Source organism: Bacteroides cellulosilyticus DSM 14838, from assembly GCF_000158035.1.
Taxonomy (GTDB): Bacteria; Bacteroidota; Bacteroidia; order Bacteroidales; family Bacteroidaceae; genus Bacteroides; species Bacteroides cellulosilyticus.
Map to the genome: position 1 here is coordinate 46,710 of NZ_EQ973488.1, position 17,423 is coordinate 64,132.

General features: G+C 42.7%; 15 protein-coding genes and 2 pseudogenes. 7 read left to right on the forward strand and 10 right to left on the reverse strand.

Annotation, left to right across the window (positions count from 1 at the left end; genetic code table 11):
• Window positions 1-50: 50 nt before the first annotated feature.
• From BACCELL_RS01425 to pstC, 6 genes and pseudogenes are all read right to left on the reverse strand, one after another.
• Window positions 51-587, reverse strand: coding sequence for a nitroreductase family protein (locus BACCELL_RS01425; protein WP_007209705.1), 537 nt, complete (start codon window positions 585-587; stop codon window positions 51-53).
• Window positions 588-684: 97 nt separating this feature from the next.
• Entirely contained in the window at window positions 685-1,287 is a 603-nt protein-coding gene (locus BACCELL_RS01430) for a riboflavin synthase (protein ID WP_007209706.1), read from the reverse strand.
• Between the two features lie 427 nt (window positions 1,288-1,714).
• Window positions 1,715-2,410, reverse strand: coding sequence for a phosphate signaling complex protein PhoU (gene phoU, locus BACCELL_RS01435; protein WP_007209708.1), 696 nt, complete (start codon window positions 2,408-2,410; stop codon window positions 1,715-1,717).
• A gap of 192 nt (window positions 2,411-2,602) precedes the next feature.
• On the reverse strand, window positions 2,603-3,358 hold the full coding sequence (gene pstB, locus BACCELL_RS01440; RefSeq protein WP_007209709.1) for a phosphate ABC transporter ATP-binding protein PstB: 756 nt from the start codon (window positions 3,356-3,358) through the stop codon (window positions 2,603-2,605).
• A 24-nt stretch (window positions 3,359-3,382) separates the two neighbouring features.
• Window positions 3,383-4,241 (reverse strand): annotated as a pseudogene (pstA, locus tag BACCELL_RS01445) (phosphate ABC transporter permease PstA).
• Window positions 4,242-4,268: 27 nt separating this feature from the next.
• The gene (gene pstC / locus BACCELL_RS01450) at window positions 4,269-5,453 is read right to left on the reverse strand and encodes a phosphate ABC transporter permease subunit PstC (RefSeq protein WP_007209711.1); all 1,185 of its coding nucleotides are present in this window, start codon (window positions 5,451-5,453) and stop codon (window positions 4,269-4,271) included.
• Between the two features lie 242 nt (window positions 5,454-5,695).
• Between pstC and BACCELL_RS01455 the strand changes: the two genes are divergently transcribed.
• The 3 genes from BACCELL_RS01455 (at window position 5,696) to BACCELL_RS01465 (ending at window position 9,758) form a co-directional block, all read left to right on the forward strand.
• Window positions 5,696-6,505 carry a PstS family phosphate ABC transporter substrate-binding protein gene (locus BACCELL_RS01455; RefSeq protein ID WP_007209712.1) on the forward strand — a complete coding sequence of 270 codons (810 nt, stop codon included), beginning with the start codon at window positions 5,696-5,698 and terminating at the stop codon, window positions 6,503-6,505.
• Between the two features lie 61 nt (window positions 6,506-6,566).
• Window positions 6,567-8,306 carry a glutamine--tRNA ligase/YqeY domain fusion protein gene (locus tag BACCELL_RS01460; RefSeq protein ID WP_007209713.1) on the forward strand — a complete coding sequence of 580 codons (1,740 nt, stop codon included), beginning with the start codon at window positions 6,567-6,569 and terminating at the stop codon, window positions 8,304-8,306.
• A gap of 27 nt (window positions 8,307-8,333) precedes the next feature.
• A complete protein-coding gene (locus tag BACCELL_RS01465; RefSeq protein ID WP_007209714.1) occupies window positions 8,334-9,758 on the forward strand; it encodes a tetratricopeptide repeat protein in 1,425 nt (474 codons plus the stop codon).
• 62 nt (window positions 9,759-9,820) lie between these two features.
• Here BACCELL_RS01465 and BACCELL_RS01470 read toward each other — a convergent pair.
• Both BACCELL_RS01470 and tpx read right to left on the reverse strand, forming a co-directional pair.
• A pseudogene (locus BACCELL_RS01470) lies at window positions 9,821-10,728 on the reverse strand (DUF368 domain-containing protein).
• A 210-nt stretch (window positions 10,729-10,938) separates the two neighbouring features.
• Complete coding sequence (tpx, locus tag BACCELL_RS01475; protein WP_007209717.1) at window positions 10,939-11,442, reverse strand: thiol peroxidase; 504 nt, start codon at window positions 11,440-11,442, stop codon at window positions 10,939-10,941.
• 125 nt (window positions 11,443-11,567) lie between these two features.
• Between tpx and BACCELL_RS01480 the strand changes: the two genes are divergently transcribed.
• Window positions 11,568-12,176, forward strand: coding sequence for an HdeD family acid-resistance protein (locus tag BACCELL_RS01480; protein ID WP_007209718.1), 609 nt, complete (start codon window positions 11,568-11,570; stop codon window positions 12,174-12,176).
• 75 nt (window positions 12,177-12,251) lie between these two features.
• Here the strand turns inward: BACCELL_RS01480 and BACCELL_RS01485 are convergent, their stop codons facing one another.
• Window positions 12,252-12,842: a master DNA invertase Mpi family serine-type recombinase gene (locus tag BACCELL_RS01485; protein WP_007209719.1), complete on the reverse strand. Its 591-nt coding sequence runs from the start codon at window positions 12,840-12,842 to the stop codon at window positions 12,252-12,254.
• A 318-nt stretch (window positions 12,843-13,160) separates the two neighbouring features.
• Here BACCELL_RS01485 and BACCELL_RS01490 point away from each other — a divergent pair, with 318 nt between their 5' ends.
• The 3 genes from BACCELL_RS01490 to BACCELL_RS01500 all read left to right on the forward strand — a co-directional run bounded on the left by BACCELL_RS01490 (window position 13,161) and on the right by BACCELL_RS01500 (window position 15,387).
• Window positions 13,161-13,625 (forward strand): DUF4494 domain-containing protein, encoded by a 465-nt coding sequence (locus BACCELL_RS01490; RefSeq protein WP_007209721.1) that lies wholly within the window; start codon window positions 13,161-13,163, stop codon window positions 13,623-13,625.
• 90 nt (window positions 13,626-13,715) lie between these two features.
• Window positions 13,716-14,384, forward strand: a complete 669-nt coding sequence (locus BACCELL_RS01495) for a YggS family pyridoxal phosphate-dependent enzyme (RefSeq protein ID WP_007209722.1) — start codon at window positions 13,716-13,718, stop codon at window positions 14,382-14,384.
• A gap of 25 nt (window positions 14,385-14,409) precedes the next feature.
• Entirely contained in the window at window positions 14,410-15,387 is a 978-nt protein-coding gene (locus tag BACCELL_RS01500) for a dihydroorotate dehydrogenase-like protein (protein WP_007209723.1), read from the forward strand.
• A gap of 123 nt (window positions 15,388-15,510) precedes the next feature.
• Here the strand turns inward: BACCELL_RS01500 and BACCELL_RS01505 are convergent, their stop codons facing one another.
• Complete coding sequence (locus BACCELL_RS01505; RefSeq protein ID WP_007209724.1) at window positions 15,511-17,418, reverse strand: polysaccharide biosynthesis protein; 1,908 nt, start codon at window positions 17,416-17,418, stop codon at window positions 15,511-15,513.
• Window positions 17,419-17,423 lie beyond the last annotated feature (5 nt).

Below are 17,423 nucleotides of genomic sequence, written 5' to 3' on the forward strand. Positions count from 1 at the left end.
TGTCATAGCGCAATCTGTTAATCACTTATCACTAACCCTTTATCACTGAATCAGTATTTATTGTAAGAAACCACCTTTTCCTTCGGTTTCCTCGCCTTCTTTCTCTTCTCTTTTACAGAGTAGCCGATGGTGATAACCAATAGCAAGCGCTTAGAAGATGGAATACCGGTCAGCTTCTTAATCTCTTTCTCATCAAACCAGCCAAGAATACAAGAACCTAATCCCTCACTCTCGGCAGCTAAAGTGATATGAGCAGTGGCAATACCTATATCTATCAAAGGGAAATACTTATCCTTAATCTTTGCACCCAGAAATGAAGTGACATTCATCGATTCTTCCACAACCAAAATATGAACGGGGGCATCCTTAGCAAATTTATTCATCCCCAGTCCGGCAGTAGCTTTGCCTACCTTAACGGAAAGTTCCGGATCATTGATTACGACAAACTTCCACGGTTGCGCATTACAAGCCGATGGGGCCAGACGGGCAGCTTCCAGTATCCGTTCCAGTTTCTCGGGCTCTACAGGACGTGTCATATCATAAGCACGGTCACTCTGACGGGAGGCTACTAATTGTAAAAAGTCCATTTGATATATGTTTTTATTGCACCACAGATTACACGGATAAACACTGATTATAAAAGGACAATATTTCTGTACTATTTGTGCAATCTGTGGTGAACTATTATTTAAACTGGAGCATCCGGCTGATATATTTGCCGATAATGTCAAATTCAATGTTCACTACGCTATCAACTTTGATATCGTGAAAATTGGTATATTCGAAAGTATAAGGAATGATAGCTACCTGGAAAGTATCGTCCGTTGGATTACACACAGTCAGACTGACACCATTCACCGTTACAGAGCCTTTGTCCACAGTAATGTATCCCCGCTTTGCCATCTCCTTATCGAAAGCATACCGGAAAGTGAAGTAATAACTTCCTTCGGCATCTTCTACACTGATGCAGGTGGCAGTCTGATCTACATGCCCCTGCACGATATGTCCATCAAGGCGACCGTTCATCATCATGCTGCGCTCTACATTCACCTTGTCTCCTACGTTCAACAACCCGAGATTGGAGCGCTCCAATGTTTCCTTCATGGCTGTAACCGTATAGGTATCCTCTGTCATGCTGACTACCGTGAGGCATACACCGTTATGAGATACACTCTGGTCTATCTTCAATTCATTTACAAATGAGCACTTGAACGTGAAGTGTACGTTCTCTTGTTCTTTTACCAATGCCACAAGAGTGGCACATTCTTCTACTATTCCGGAAAACATAATTCAGTTTACGATTTAATGATTTATAATTCCTTATTTGGAGAACACAAAGATAATGCAAATTGATCGCAGAATTTTCATGCTTGCATGAAAAAGTTCTGCCGAGATGCAGCTTATCTTCTCCAAAGATACGAAATAAGGGGAATATAAGTACAAAAAAAATGGAGCTTTTCACAAAGCCCCATTTTTCAGTTTTCAATAGGTATTAGTTTTTTTTTAAGGTAAAAAGATTGTTTTCAGGATAACGCTGCAAATATAGCGGCTTTTCAGGTTACTTACCAAATTAAAAAACATGTCTTATAACATCTTTTTGAAATTTCTTTGGTTTTATTACCACTTCTATAGCCTTTCCACATCCGCAATCGTTTTCAATGGACAAATATATAGCATTTTTCTAACAAACGCTAAATTTTACCTAAAAAAGAACTCATTTCTTGCTTAAAGGATAATGTTCGTCCGTTTTTCCGCTATGTTTTAACACTTTCGCATCGATAAAGAAGACTATTTCTTCGGCAATATTGGTAATATGGTCGCCGGAACGCTCCAACTTACGGAAGACACTTACCAGGTTCAGGCAAGGAAGAACACTGTCCGGATGTTTAGCAATATAACCTGCCAGAATCGTAGTAGCTTCAGCATTAATTTCATCCAACAAATTGTCTTTAGCAAAGACTGAAGTTGCCAGATCCTGACTCTCTTCCTGAAGAGCCTTTTTGGCAAGTTCCAGCATGGCAAGTACTTGCGCCTGCATTTCTTCCAAACGTAATTGCTTCAAAAGGTCCGGATCGAGGACAGGCTCTTTACAGTTCAGCACGAAACGGGCTATACCTTCGGCAAAGTCCCCCAACCGTTCCAGGTTTGTATTGATCTTCAGCATGGCAAGCACAAAACGCAGATCAATGGCTACGGGATTGTACAGGGCAATAATATCTTCTACGTCACTGTCTATTTTCAATTCCAAGGCATTCACGCGACGTTCGCGCACCAACACTTGCTGCGCCAGTTCGCGGTCGAAAGTCAAGACTGCCTCCCCTGCCCGGTCGAGCTGGTTATATACTAAGGTCCACATTTCGTCTATTTCCTTTTTAAGTAAGACGAGTTCCGATTCGATAAACTTTACCATAAATTTCTATTTTAAGATTACTTATATGATTAATTAGAGGAAACCTGTCACTCTTTTGAGTCTTGCAGCGAGCCACCTTTAGTTTCTCTGTGTGAAACTCCCGGTTTCATGCCGTGAAACTCTTAGTTTCATCCTTTGAAACTGTTGGTTTCACGCCGAGAAACTCAGAGTTTCAAGCAATGAAACAAATGCCTATCCAAAACGGCCCGTAATATAGTTCTGAGTCTCCACCTTCTCGGGGTTCGTAAATATCTTCTTGGTATCGTCAAATTCCACCATTTGCCCCAAATAGAAGAATGCTGTTTTATCACTAACGCGCGCAGCCTGCTGCATATTGTGTGTAACGATAACAATTGTATACTGTTCTTTCAACTCGTGAATAAGCTCCTCTACTTTAGCCGTAGAAATAGGATCGAGCGCAGAAGCCGGCTCGTCCATCAGCAATACGGAGGGAGACACAGCCATGGCGCGGGCTATGCAAAGGCGTTGCTGTTGTCCGCCGGAAAGTGCATAAGCGGAAACTTTCAACTTATCCTTTACTTCTTCCCACAAGGCGGCACCCCTCAAGGACTCTTCCACACGCTGGCGGATAAAACTATTGTCCGTCACCCCGTTCACCCGAAGGCCATACGCCACATTCTCGAAAATACTTTTAGGAAAAGGATTAGGACGCTGGAACACCATACCTACTTTCTTACGGAGCTCATCCACCTGGACATCTTTTCCGTAGATATCCTTTCCGTCAATATGGATTTCACCTGTCAGGCGAGTATTGGGAATCAGATCGTTCATACGGTTGAATAACCGCAGGAAAGTGGACTTACCGCATCCCGAAGGACCGATAAAGGCTACCACCGAACGTTCTTCTATCGACATACTGATACCTTTCAGAGCATGAAAGTCACCATACCAGAAGTTTACATCATTTGCTTCTATTTTACCAATCATTTCATTTACTGTTTATTATTCCCGTTAGTTCATCTTTACTTTCTTCTCAAAATACTTCCGTAAGGCATTTGCCAGAAGATTTACAAAGAGAATGATTATTATTAAAACCAAAGCAGTGCCATAAGCCAGCGGAAGCTGAGCTTCCATATCCGTACCACTAGTAGAAATAACATATAGATGATAAGGCAATGCCATGCACTGATCGAGGATACTTGTGGGCAACTGAGGAAGAAAATAAGCGGCACAAGTAAACAGGATGGGTGCGGTCTCACCGGAAACACGTCCCAAAGCAAGAATAAGCCCTGTTATCACATTCGGCATGGCCATTGGCAGAATCACATGCCAGATGGTTTGCAATTTGGTAGCTCCCAAAGCCCGGCTTCCTTCACGCAGAGTATCGGGAATAGCTTTCAGCGCTTCTTCGGTAGTACGGATCACCAAAGGCACGCAGAGCAATCCCAATGTAAGAGAGCCGGCAAGGATACTATCGCCAAACCCCATATAGTTAACGAACAGGGCCATACCGAAAAGACCAAAGACAATGGAGGGTATCCCACTCAGATTATTCGTCATCATGCGGATAAAACGGACGATCCAGCCCTTCGGAGCGTATTCATTCATATAGATACCACTCATTACTCCCACCGGAAAGGCAAACAGGGCACTGCCTATCATCAGATAGAATGTGCCGACGATGGCAGGCCAAATACCACCTGCCGTCATGCCGTCCTGGCGCGGTAGTCAGAAACTCCCAACTGATAACTCCTATACCTTTATATATAATAAAGCCGAGAATGGCAAAGAGTATCCCTACCACCGTCAGGCTCAGCAAACGGAATGTACCGAATGCAATGCGTTGCGAAAGATGTTTCCTATCTATCATACTCATTTTACTTTTCTCTGTAAAACACTATCTTTTCCGGGCCGATACAGCTTCCACCGTGAAGTTGATCAGCAAACTGATAAAGAACAATACTACTCCCAGAAGGAATAAAGCTTCATAATGAGCTCCTCCGGCAGGTGCCTCTCCCAGTTCCGCTGCAATCGTAGCGGGAATGGTGCGCAACGGCTCCAGAATGGTATGCGGTATAACAGCCGCATTGCCTGTCACCATCAATACCGCCATCGTTTCTCCGATGGCGCGTCCGATACCCAGCACTACTCCGGAAGTGATGCCCGATACAGAATAGGGTATCACCACCTTATATATAGTTTGCCATTGCGAAGCTCCCAATGCCAGACTGGCTTCACGCATGGCACGGGGACAGTTGCGCATGGCATCTTCTGTCACAGTAATAATCGTGGGCAATGCCATTATTGCCAATACGATGCTTCCCGCCAGACCGCTTTCGCCAACCGGCAAGTCGAACACTTTCTGTATGAGCGGCACAATGACTATCAATCCGAAGAAGCCATATACCACTGACGGAATACCACTCAGCAACTCAATTATCGGCTTCAACAAATTGCGTACCTTAGGATTTGCCACTTCGGACATATAGATAGCTACCGAAAGGCCGAACGGAAGAGCAATTAGAATGGCAAAAAGACTCACCCATAATGTACCCGTTATCAGTGGCAAAAAGCCAAATTGCGCGGCAGGTGTAGCCGTAGGAAACCATTCGGCACCGGCAAAGACGTCTTTCACTGAAATCGTATTATCGCGCAACAAGTGTACGGAGTCTTGCCGGACAATAAACTGTTGCGGCACAAAAGCAATGATGCCCGGTGTACGCTCCACCAACTCGGTAATTCTTGCTCCGGCGTGTTCATAAGAAGGTCCCAGTTCTTCTTCGGTATAATACTGGGTGATATCCTCCAAACGGAAAAGCCGGATAGGCATATCCTGCCCTCCGACCTCATTCCAGTTTGTTATTTCCTCGTCGAAAACATCTTTTATCTGAGCCGGTGTCAGCTCAGTAACCTTATTATCTTTATTCAATGCCAATACATATCCCTCTTCAATCACCCGGCTGTTGAACAATCCCAACGCCTCGGAAAAGAGAAACAGGATGATAAGCACAATGGTAATGCTTGTTACGAAACCACTGCAAGCCAATATACCTTCTACTATTTTTTCAAAAAGTTTCTTCATAAATACCTGTTGATATTCTGCATGCAAAGAAACGGGGCCGATGTTAAGAGAGTGTGACTAACATTTGAAAGAAATGTTTCAAACATATTACAAAAGCGTTACAACCCGCAAAAACACAAGCTTTGTAATAGCATCGTAATACACGATTGCTTTATTTGCAGAGAATAAACAAAAAGAGTAGTATGAAGGTTGTTATACTATCATTAGTTTACTACATAAAGTAATTATAAACAATACCTATTATGAAAAGAATAAGTATTATCCTACTCCTGACATTAGCTGCAAGCAGCATGCAAGCACAGCGTATTAAAGGCAGCGACACCGTACTCCCCGTAGCACAACAGACCGCTGAAAGGTTTATGGCGCTCAATCCCGATGCCCGGATTACCGTCACGGGTGGCGGTACCGGCGTGGGTATTTCCGCTTTATTGGACGGAACAACGGATATCGCCATGGCATCCCGCCCCATCAAGTTCAGCGAGAAAATGAAAGTAAAGTCCGCAGGCAAGGAAGTAGAAGAAGTAATCGTCGCCTACGATGCCCTCGCCGTCGTGGTACACCCTTCCAACCCCGTGAAACAACTGACACGCCAACAACTGGAAGATATCTTCCGGGGAAAAATAACAAACTGGAAGCAAGTGGGTGGAGATGATCGTAAAATCGTAGTATATTCCCGTGAAACATCTTCGGGCACCTATGAGTTTTTCAAGGAAAGCGTTCTCAAAAATAAAAATTATATGAGCAGTAGCCTTTCCATGCCCGCCACCGGAGCCATTATCCAATCCGTCAGTCAGACGAAGGGAGCGATAGGGTACGTAGGGTTGGCTTATCTCTCCCCTCGCGTCAAGTCACTTTCCGTATCTTATGACGGCAAACACTTTGCGCCGCCCACAATGGAAAGTGCCACAGACAAGAGTTACCCCATCGTACGACCTCTGTATTATTACTATAATACGGAAAACGCCGGACAAGTAAACCCACTCATCAGTTTCATCCTGTCACCTGCCGGTCAGGAAATCATTAAAAAGAATGGATATATTCCCGTGAAATAAGGATAAACGAAAAAAATGTCTTACTTTTGTAGCTTGATTTTTAGAATATATACATACCATTATGGCAGATATTAAGAGCGAAGAAGTAGGCGAAAAAAAGAGCCTCAACTTCATTGAACAAATTGTTGAGAAAGATTTAAAAGAGGGTAAAAACGGTGGTAAGGTGCAAACGCGTTTCCCGCCCGAACCCAACGGATACCTCCACATCGGTCACGCCAAGGCTATTTGCCTTGATTTTGGTATTGCAGCCGACCACAATGGCATCTGCAATCTGCGTTTCGATGATACCAATCCTACCAAGGAAGATGTGGAATATGTAGAAGCCATCAAAGAAGATATTCAATGGCTGGGTTACCAATGGGGTAATGAATACTATGCGTCCGATTACTTCCAGCAATTGTGGGACTTTGCCATCCGCCTCATTGAAGAAGGTAAAGCATATATTGACGAGCAGACTTCCGAGCAAATCGCACAGCAGAAAGGTACTCCTACCCAACCGGGTGTGGAAAGTCCCTACCGCAACCGCCCGATAGAAGAAAGTCTCTCCTTGTTCAAGAAGATGAATACAGGTGAAATAGCAGAAGGTGCTATGGTGCTCCGTGCCAAAATTGACATGGCGAATCCGAACATGCACTTCCGCGATCCTATCATTTATCGTGTAGTGAACCATCCCCACCATCGCACGGGCACCACTTGGAAAGCTTATCCGATGTATGACTTCGCACATGGACAAAGCGACTACTTCGAAGGCGTAACCCATTCTCTCTGTACGTTGGAATTCGTTCCTCACCGTCCGCTCTACGATCTTTTTGTAGACTGGGTGAAAGAAGGACAGGATTTGAATGATAACCGCCCTCACCAGTATGAGTTCAATAAACTGAACCTCAGCTATACACTGATGAGCAAACGTAATCTGTTGACTCTGGTAAAAGAGAAACTGGTGAACGGATGGGATGATCCCCGTATGCCGACCATCTGTGGTTTCCGCCGTCGCGGATATTCTCCTGAGTCTATCCACAAGTTTATCGATAAAATCGGATATACCACTTATGATGCGCTCAATGAATTTGCTTTGCTGGAAAGCGCCCTGCGCGAAGACCTTAATTCCCGCGCAATTCGTGTATCTGCCGTTGTGAATCCGGTGAAGCTGGTTATTACCAACTACCCCGAAGGACAAGTGGAAGAACTGGAAGCTATCAATAATCCGGAAAAACCGGAAGAAGGCAGTCACTTCATCGAATTCAGCCGTGAGCTGTGGATGGAACGTGAAGACTTCATGGAGGATGCTCCCAAAAAATATTTCCGTATGACTCCGGGACAGGAAGTGCGCCTGAAGAATGCTTATATCGTAAAATGCACCGGTTGCAAGAAAAATGAAGCCGGAGAAATAGTCGAAGTATATTGCGAATACGACCCGAACACCAAGAGCGGTATGCCCGAAGCAAACCGTAAGGTGAAAGGTACCTTGCATTGGGTCAGCTGCGACCATTGTCTCGAAGCCGAAGTACGCCTCTACGACCGTCTGTGGAAAGTGGAGAACCCACGCGACGAGCTTGCCGCTATTCGCGAAGCTAAAAACTGCGATGCTCTGGAAGCGATGAAAGAAATCATCAACCCGGATTCATTGCATATACTGCCCCGTTGCTACATTGAGAAATATGCCGCAGGCATGAAACCGCTTACTTACTTGCAGTTCCAGCGCATCGGTTACTTCAATGTAGATCCGGACTCCACACCGGAAAAGATGGTATTCAACCGTACTGTAGGATTGAAAGATACCTGGGGCAAGATTAACAAATAAAGTAAGGATTATAGGAGTAAACTATTAATGAGCAATAAAAACCTGCTGTCCGGCAGAGATAAAGAACTTCAGGAACTTGCCGAACAATATGAATTGGCAATGTCCGCGAAACAACCATTTTATCTGGACGCAGACGATTTGGCTGACCTTGCCGACTGGTATGGCACCAAAAAGAATTATGACAAGGCTTTAGAAATTGCAGAATATGGCCTAAAGCTACATCCCGACAGTACGGCATTAATGATAGAGTATGCTTACCTGCATCTGGATAGCGGAAAAAGAGCAAAGGCACGTGAAATCATCGAAAACCTTCCCGATACCTATTCGCCGGAAGCCAAGGTGGTACGTGCTCACTTGCTGCTGAGTGAAGGTAAGCTGGATGATGCCGAACAGTTACTCGATACGATTGAAGATAAAGAGGATCTGGCAAATGTAGTCGATGTATCTTATATGTACCTCGATATGGGCTATCCGGACAAGGCTCTGGCATGGCTCAATCCGGTAAAGGAAGAATATGCCGATGAAGAAGCTTACATTGCCGTAGTTGCAGACTGTTACTATGGGAAAGGCATGATAGAAGAAGCAATTCCTCTATATAACCAACTGATAGATCAGAATCCATATTCGGCTCCCTACTGGTTCGGACTGGCAAGATGCCATTTTGAAGATCTGAACTTCGACCAGGCAATTGATGCCTGCGACTATGCATTGATAGGTGATGACGAATTTGCAGACGCCTATGTAATGAAAGGGCATTGTTTTTACCAGTTGGGTAATGAGGATGCAGCTCTGGAATGTTATCAGAAAGCTGAGCAGATGCATGGGCTGGCTCCTGAGTTTGTCTATACCTATATCGGTTTATGCAAGGTATCCAAAGGCGAATGGGAAGAAGGATACGAAAATCTGGAAAAAGCAATCCAGGCTAACGAAGCGGAAGAAACTCCCGCACCTACTCTACCCAGCCTATATGCCAATGCAGGGCTTTGCCTTTCCAAAATGAAAAAGAAGCGCAAAGCGCACCAGTATTGTAAGAAAGCCCAAAAGCTGGAACCGAAAGATCCTGAAGCCTACCTGATTGAAGGCCGCATGTACGTCGAAGAAGGTGACTACGAAAAGGGAATAAAGCAATGGGCAAAGGCCTTGAATTGTGCTCCTAGCGCTGATACTTGGAATGAAATAGGTATGCACAGCATGGAAATCGGGTATCTGGATTATGCGAAAATAGCTTTTGAACGTGTTTGTGAGTTAGAACCGGAATTTGAAGGTATCAATGAAAAGTTGACCGTTCTCTACATGACGTTGCATGATAAGGAAAACTTCATAAAGTACAATCAGAAGTGCACCCGCCCCTTTGATCTGAAAGAACTGGAGAAAATGCAGGCTATGATGGAAAATGAAGACCGGGAAGATCTGGCTGTTTATATGCAAAATATCATAAAAGCATTGCAATAAAAAAAGCAGAGAGTAAAGCTGATCGCTTTACTCTCTGTTTTTTTATATTGTAGAGGGTATCCTTATTTAGCGCTACGTGTAGAAAGCTTCTCCAAAAAATATACCAGGAAGAAACCAACAATCATCAATACTACAGCTTCAACAATATATTGATTAGGAAGGATATTCGCTTCAACCAGTGGCTTCACTACTCCATGACTGTCTGTGAACGTTTCAAGCGTTTCTTTCCATGGCCATACCTTATTAAGAGACCCCAGCATAAAGCCGGTCAATACCGCCAACGTAATATTACGAAAGTTCTTTAGTGCATATGAAAGAACTCGTGAAAAAGTAGTTATACCTATACAGGCGCCTGCCAAGAATACTAATAAAGTCGCTATATCAAATGTCTTGACCGCTTCCATTATATAGAAGTATTTGCCTAACAGTACCAAAATAAAACTACCCGATATGCCCGGCAAGATCATTGCGCAAATAGCAATCGCACCGCAAAGGAAAATGAAAAACAGATTGGATGGCGTTTCAGCAGGAGTTGCCACCGTAATGTAATAAGCAACTGCCACTCCTATGATAAAAGCCGGAATTGTTTTCTTATTCCACTCCTTTATATCTTTCCCCACAAACCAGGTGGAAGCCAGCACCAGTCCGAAAAAGAAAGCCCAAACCATTACCGGATGATCCGTAAGCAACCATGTAATAACCTTAGCCAACGAAAATACACTGACAGCGATTCCAGCTACAATGGAAATTAAAAAATTACCATTAATGGCTTTCCAGAACGCTCCCCATTTTCCTGTAAAAAACAACTTTAAACTTTTCCGTTGATGCTTTTTATCGAATCTATCAGTTCATCATAAATTCCCACAATAAAAGCAATTGTTCCTCCCGATACTCCGGGAACCACATCGGCTGCTCCCATTCCCACACCTTTCAGCATGAGTAAGGCGTAGTCTTTTAAACCTCGTTCCATTTTTCTTTGTTATCTATTAATACTTGATTTCATGGTACAAAGTAAAACAAAAAAAGTCAGTTACTCACCATAAAGCAAATAAAATACACAAAAGATAATCCACAATCAATTCACACGCCAACTCACTATATAAAAAACAAATAGTGCACAATAGCCTCACGACCCTTGTGCACCTTATCTTTTTTATTGCTATTTAAAAATCTGAATTTACTATTTCTTCACAGCCTCTATTGCTTTGTCATAATCCGGCTCCTGAGTGATTTCGGGTACCAGTTCAGTATACATCACTTTTCCATCTTTACCAATGATAACTACTGCACGTGCCAGCAAACCGCCCAATGGTCCATCTGCCATACGTACGCCATAGCTTTCATCGAAATCCGAAAAACGGAAATCAGACAAAGGAATTACATTTTCAATACCTTCCGTCGTACAGAAACGAGCGTGAGCAAAAGGCAAGTCTTTGGAAATCGCCAGTACCACGGTATCAGGCAGACTTGCTGCCAACTTATTGAACTTGCGCACAGACGTTGCACAAACACTAGTGTCCAAACTCGGGAAGATATTCAATATCACATTCTTTCCTTTCATATCTTTCAAAGAAAAAGAAGAAAGGTCAGTCTTTACTAACTCGAAATCAGGAGCAACTGTTCCTGTTTTTATAAACTCACCGATAATCTTAACCGGTTGTCCCTTGAATTTTGTTGTAGCCATAGTTTTCTTTTTTTATATGTTTATATAACAAACGAACTGTTAGAAAAGTTCGCTCAAAACTTTTCCAACTGTAAATTGTTACTCTCACAAACATGATTACAATAACCATTTAAAATTCAATTTGCATGAAAACTTTATTTGACGAACTTCAATGCGAAGTAAAAAACTGGTGGCTCTCTCTCTTGCTTGGCATACTCTACGTAGTAGTTGCCGTCAGCCTGATGTTCGCACCGTTGAGCGGCTACGCAGTTTTAAGTATCCTGTTCAGCATATCCATGTTATTCAGCGGTTTGCTGGAGATTTCTTTTGCTGTAAGCAACCGGAAAAATGTATCTAGTTGGGGCTGGTATCTGGCCGGAGGTATCATCGACATGATATTCGGTTTCTACCTGATAGCTTATCCATTACTGAGTATGGAAGTTATTCCTTTCATTATTGCATTCTGGCTGATGTTCCGGGGCTTCTCATCTGTCGGCTATGCTATGGATCTGAAAAGATATGGTACAAGAGACTGGGGCTGGTATATTGCTTTCGGCATATTAGCCGTAATTTGTTCGCTCATCATCTTATGGCAACCGGCAATAGGCGCTCTCTATGCAGTTTACATGATTTCATTCGCATTCCTGATTATCGGATTCTTCCGCATCATGTTGTCATTTGAACTGAAGAGTTTGCATAAACGTGGAAAAAGCATGAAAGAGGAAAACGAAGATAAAGAAATTCCCGTAGGATAGTTAAGAATTCCACTGCCCGGAGAAACGAGTTGACTAAAGTGCCTGGAAACAGGAACTTGTCAACTCGTTTTCTCATTAGTTACACTTCAGGAAACGATGCATAGTAGTTCGGGATACTCCCATCTGGCGAGCCAGCTCCGAACAGGAAACACCTCGTTGAGCATCTTTTATCAAACGTCTTTTGTTCTCACGAAGTACCCTCATAGCAGGACAGGTTCCTTTCTTTCGTCCCAATTTTACCCCCTCTTGCCTGCGCCTCGCCAATGCTTCTTTTGTTCGCATGGAAATCAGATTACGTTCTATCTCTGCCATTAATCCGAATGCGAACCCCAATACCTTGCTGTTCATGTCATTTTGAAATACATACCCCTCTTTTGTGCTGTACAGAACAATTTCTTTCTTGATACAAGAATTAAGAATCGTCATGATTTCCAACATTGTACGACTTAATCTTGAAATTTCCGTCACAATCAGCGAGTCACCTCTTTGCATTCGGTTCAACACCCCCGATAGCTTCCGATCTTTGCTTCTCACACTACCACTCACCGTTTCGGTGTACCACTTGTCAATCTGCAATCCATTCTTCTCTGCAAAACGCAGAAGTTCTTCACGTTGATTAGCCAGAAATTGTTTTTCTGTACTTACTCTTAAATAAGCTACTACCATAATTTTGTTGTTTTTATAGGTTTAACGCGCCAAAGAACAGCAATAACAGCGAGAAATCACACTCCCTCCAATCAATGATATACAGGCGATTGCCTCTATTTAGGCTCTTTTATTTGACAACAGATATTTCTGATACTATGAGACAAATTATGTAGAAGTACATTTTCAAGGATGAAGCACCAGTCATAAAAAGAAACAATAAAAAATCTCAGCATAACTTTTTCATGCGAGCATGAAAGTTATGCACTCAAATTGCATTATCTTTGTAGTCAGTTTTATAACAAGAATATAAATTCATAATTAAAAAACAAAGGAATTATGGCAATGCATACATGGTTTGAGTGCAAGATCCGTTACGAAAAAGTGATGGAAAACGGTATGAACAAGAAAGTTACAGAACCTTATTTGGTGGACGCACTCAGCTTTACGGAAGCGGAAGCACGCATCATTGAAGAAATGACGCCGTTTATTTCAGGCGAATTTACAGTATCAGACATCAAACGTGCCAACTATAGTGAATTATTCCCCAGCGAAGAAGAGGCTGCCGACCGTTGGTTCAAGTGTAAACTGATCTTTATTACTCTGGACGAAAAGAGTGGAGCTGAAAAGAAAACATCCACTCAGGTATTGGTACAAGCTGCCGACCTGCGCGATGCTGTTAAGAAACTGGATGAAGGTATGAAGGGTACGATGGCGGATTACCAGATCGCTTTAGTATCCGAAACATCCCTTATGGATGTATATCCGTATAGCGCGGAACCCAATGACAAACCGGAAGTTTAATCTTTTGAGAATTGAAAGTTGAAGTGATTAGCGTAAACACAGAATGCTTTGATCTTCAACTTTTGAATTTCATATTTTAATTTTCTAATCATGAATATTGCAGAGAATCTTCAACAAGTGCTAAGCGAACTGCCTGATGGGGTGCGACTGGTAGCTGTCTCCAAATTTCACCCCAATGAAGCGATAGAAGAAGCCTATCGCACCGGACAACGAATATTCGGAGAAAGCAAAGTACAGGAAATGACTGCCAAGTACGAAAGTCTTCCCAAAGACATTGAATGGCACTTTATCGGGCATCTGCAAACCAATAAAATCAAGTTTATCGTGCCCTACGTGGCTCTGATCCACGGAATTGACTCATACAAACTCCTTGTAGAAGTCAATAAGCAAGCTGCAAAAGCCGGAAAAGTAGTCAACTGCCTGTTGCAACTGCACATTGCAGAAGAAGAAACCAAATTTGGTTTTAGTTTTGGCGAATGTCGGGAAATGTTAGCAGCCGGTGAATGGAAAACTCTCAGTAACATACAATTATGCGGTCTGATGGGTATGGCAACAAATACAGACGACAATGAACAAATAGAGAAGGAATTTTGTTCATTAAGTAGCTTCTTCAAAGAAGTGAAAGACTCATGGTTTGCCGACACGGAGGCTTTTCGGGAGTTGTCCATGGGAATGTCCCACGATTATCACCAAGCTATTGCTGCTGGAAGTACTCTGATACGCGTAGGAAGCAAAATCTTTGGAGACAGAACGTATTAATCATTATTCATTAAACATTATTACCATGGCAACATTAAAAACTACTTTTGCCGGGTTAGAATTAAGAAACCCGATTATCGTCAGCAGCTCAGGTTTAACTGATAGTGCTGAAAAAAATCAGAAATTCTATGAAGCCGGTGTCGGTGCCATTGTTCTGAAATCTCTTTTTGAAGAGCAGATCATGTTGGAAGCTGACTGGCTGGGAGATCCGAATATGTATCCTGAAGGCAGTGATTACTTGGTAGAATACGTCCGCCAACATAAACTGTCAGAGTATCTGGAACTGATTAAGGATACTAAAAAAGTATGTCCCATTCCTGTTATTGCCAGCATAAACTGCTATCAGGATGCTGAATGGGTAGGATTTGCACAACAAATGGAAGCAGCAGGAGCTGATGCTATAGAAATCAATATCCTGGCTCTCCAAACAGATATGCAATACAATTACGGTTCATTCGAACAACGCCATATCGATATTCTCAGCCACATCAAAAAGACGGTACGTATTCCGATCATCATGAAGCTGGGTGATAACCTGACTAATCCGATAGCTCTGATAGATCAGCTATATGCCAACGGAGCAGCTGCCGTGGTATTATTCAACCGCTTCTATCAGCCGGATATTGATATCGAAAAGATGAAGCAAATCTCAGGAAATGTATTCAGCACAGGAGCTGACCTGGTTAAAGCCTTACGCTGGATCGGTATCGCTTCCGCAGCTGTGAATAAGCTGGATTATGCAGCATCAGGTGGTATTCACTCTCCCGAAGGCATTGTAAAAGCAATTTTGGCAGGAGCTTCAGCTGTAGAGATTTGTAGCGCATTCTATCAGAACAGTTATGCCCTTGTAGGAGAATATATCCACTTCCTGAACTTATGGATGGATCGCAAAGGCATGGAAAACATCCCTCAATTCAAGGGAATGCTGAATGTCAACGACTTGAATGGAGTAAATACCTTCGAACGTACTCAGTTCATGAAATATTTCTCCAGTAAAAAATAAACAGGAACCGCACAACATATCATTATAAGTAATGCCCCGTAACATATATTGTTAGCATATCTAACATATATTGTTACGGGGCATTACATATATTGGCGTTTCCTTTACATAGGAACTTTTTCTTTATTCGGGTTTCTTATCCAAGGCTTCAAAGCATGAATTCTTGCTGATAAACTCAGGAACAATATCCTTCATAGCAGCTACAATCTGCATCTGATCATACGTGTAACTAACCTCTATCAACTTCTGAATGCGTTGCTTCACCTCATCATAATCATATTCGCGAACTGTAGCAATCATAATCTTCTCATGATAAGTCGGCTTTGTCAGTTCTTTCACATTCAGCAACTCTTCATACAGTTTTTCACCATGACGCAATCCAGTGAACTCAATCTTCACATCCGTACGTCCGGAAAGGCTGATCATACGCTTGGCAAGATCCACAATCTTCACCGGTTTACCCATATCAAAGATATAAATCTCACCGCCATTCCCCATGCTACCGGCTTCAAGTACCAGACGGCAAGCTTCGGGAATAGTCATGAAATAACGGATAATCTCAGGATGTGTCACTGTTACAGGACCACCACGTTGAATCTGATCACGAAAACGTGGAATTACCGAGCCATTAGAACCTAACACATTACCGAAACGTGTTGTAATGAATTGCGTCACATGCCCACCTTTCTCTTGAAGTTTCTTAGCTAAAGACTGCACATAAATCTCACAGATACGCTTGGAACATCCCATTACATTGGTCGGATTTACAGCCTTATCCGTAGAGATCATTACAAACTTCTCAGCACCGTATTTTACAGCCAGATCAGCCAGTGTACGCGTACCGAACACATTGATCTGAATGGACTCGGAAACATTATCTTCCATCATCGGCACATGCTTATAAGCCGCTGCATGGAAAATATATTGCGGTTGGTATTCCTTGAAGATATCTTCCATACGCGTAGCATTGGAAATATCCGCAATAATAGTCTCTGCATCAATGTCACGCCAACGATCCTGCAATTCCAGACGAATATCATGCAACGGAGTCTCCGCCTGATCTACCAGAATTAGCTTATAAGGATTGAAGGAAGCTACCTGACGCATTATTTCGCTACCGATAGAACCAGCGGCACCGGTAATCATTACGCGCTTTCCTTCGAGATGGGAAGCTACCTTATGAATATCTATTTCAATAGGATCGCGTTGCAGAAGATCTTCAATCTGAATTTCTTTCAACTGAGTACGGTTCAAAGTCTGTCCGCTCCACTCGCTCAAAGGAGGTGCAGTCATAAGCTTGATGTTGTGTGCCAGAAGACGATCGGCCATATCAGACTTCTTCAGTTCTTCCATTTTAGCCGGCGAAATAATAATTGTATGCACATCGCGGTCATTCAATACATCAATCAGAGACTCGTCATTCGGGAATACCTTTACGCCCATCATCACCTTATTAATCAATTCCGGCTCATCCGCTATGAAACCACGCAGACGATAGTGATTACGCAGATTGACGCGCAACGCTTTCGCAATGTTCACTCCCGCTTCCTTAGCACCATATATAAAGACATTGGCACTATGACTTCCATCAAAATTCAGAAGTTCATAGAACATCTTCACAACTATACGTGAACAAGACATAATGGCAAAGCTAATGATATACGCCATAAACAGTACACTCACAGGTGCCAGACGAATATCCAGATAACTTGCCAAAAGCACACTCGAAATCATTAACAGTGCATAAGACACCGTCAATGAAACAAAAATGCGCATAATGTCTATAAACGAAGAAAAGCGCAATACATTGGAATAGGTGCGGAACACCCTAAAGAAGACTAAGTTGACAATGACCGTCCATACAATCGTTTTGTCAATGGTAGAGGATTCTAGGAAAATACTCCGGAAATCATATCGAAGCGCATAAGCCAATAAGCTGGATACGACGATTATCAATACATCGATCAACAGAATAGTCCAAATCGGCAATACCTTTGCTGAAAGGTACCGATGAAAAATTTTATGTTTCATTTCGT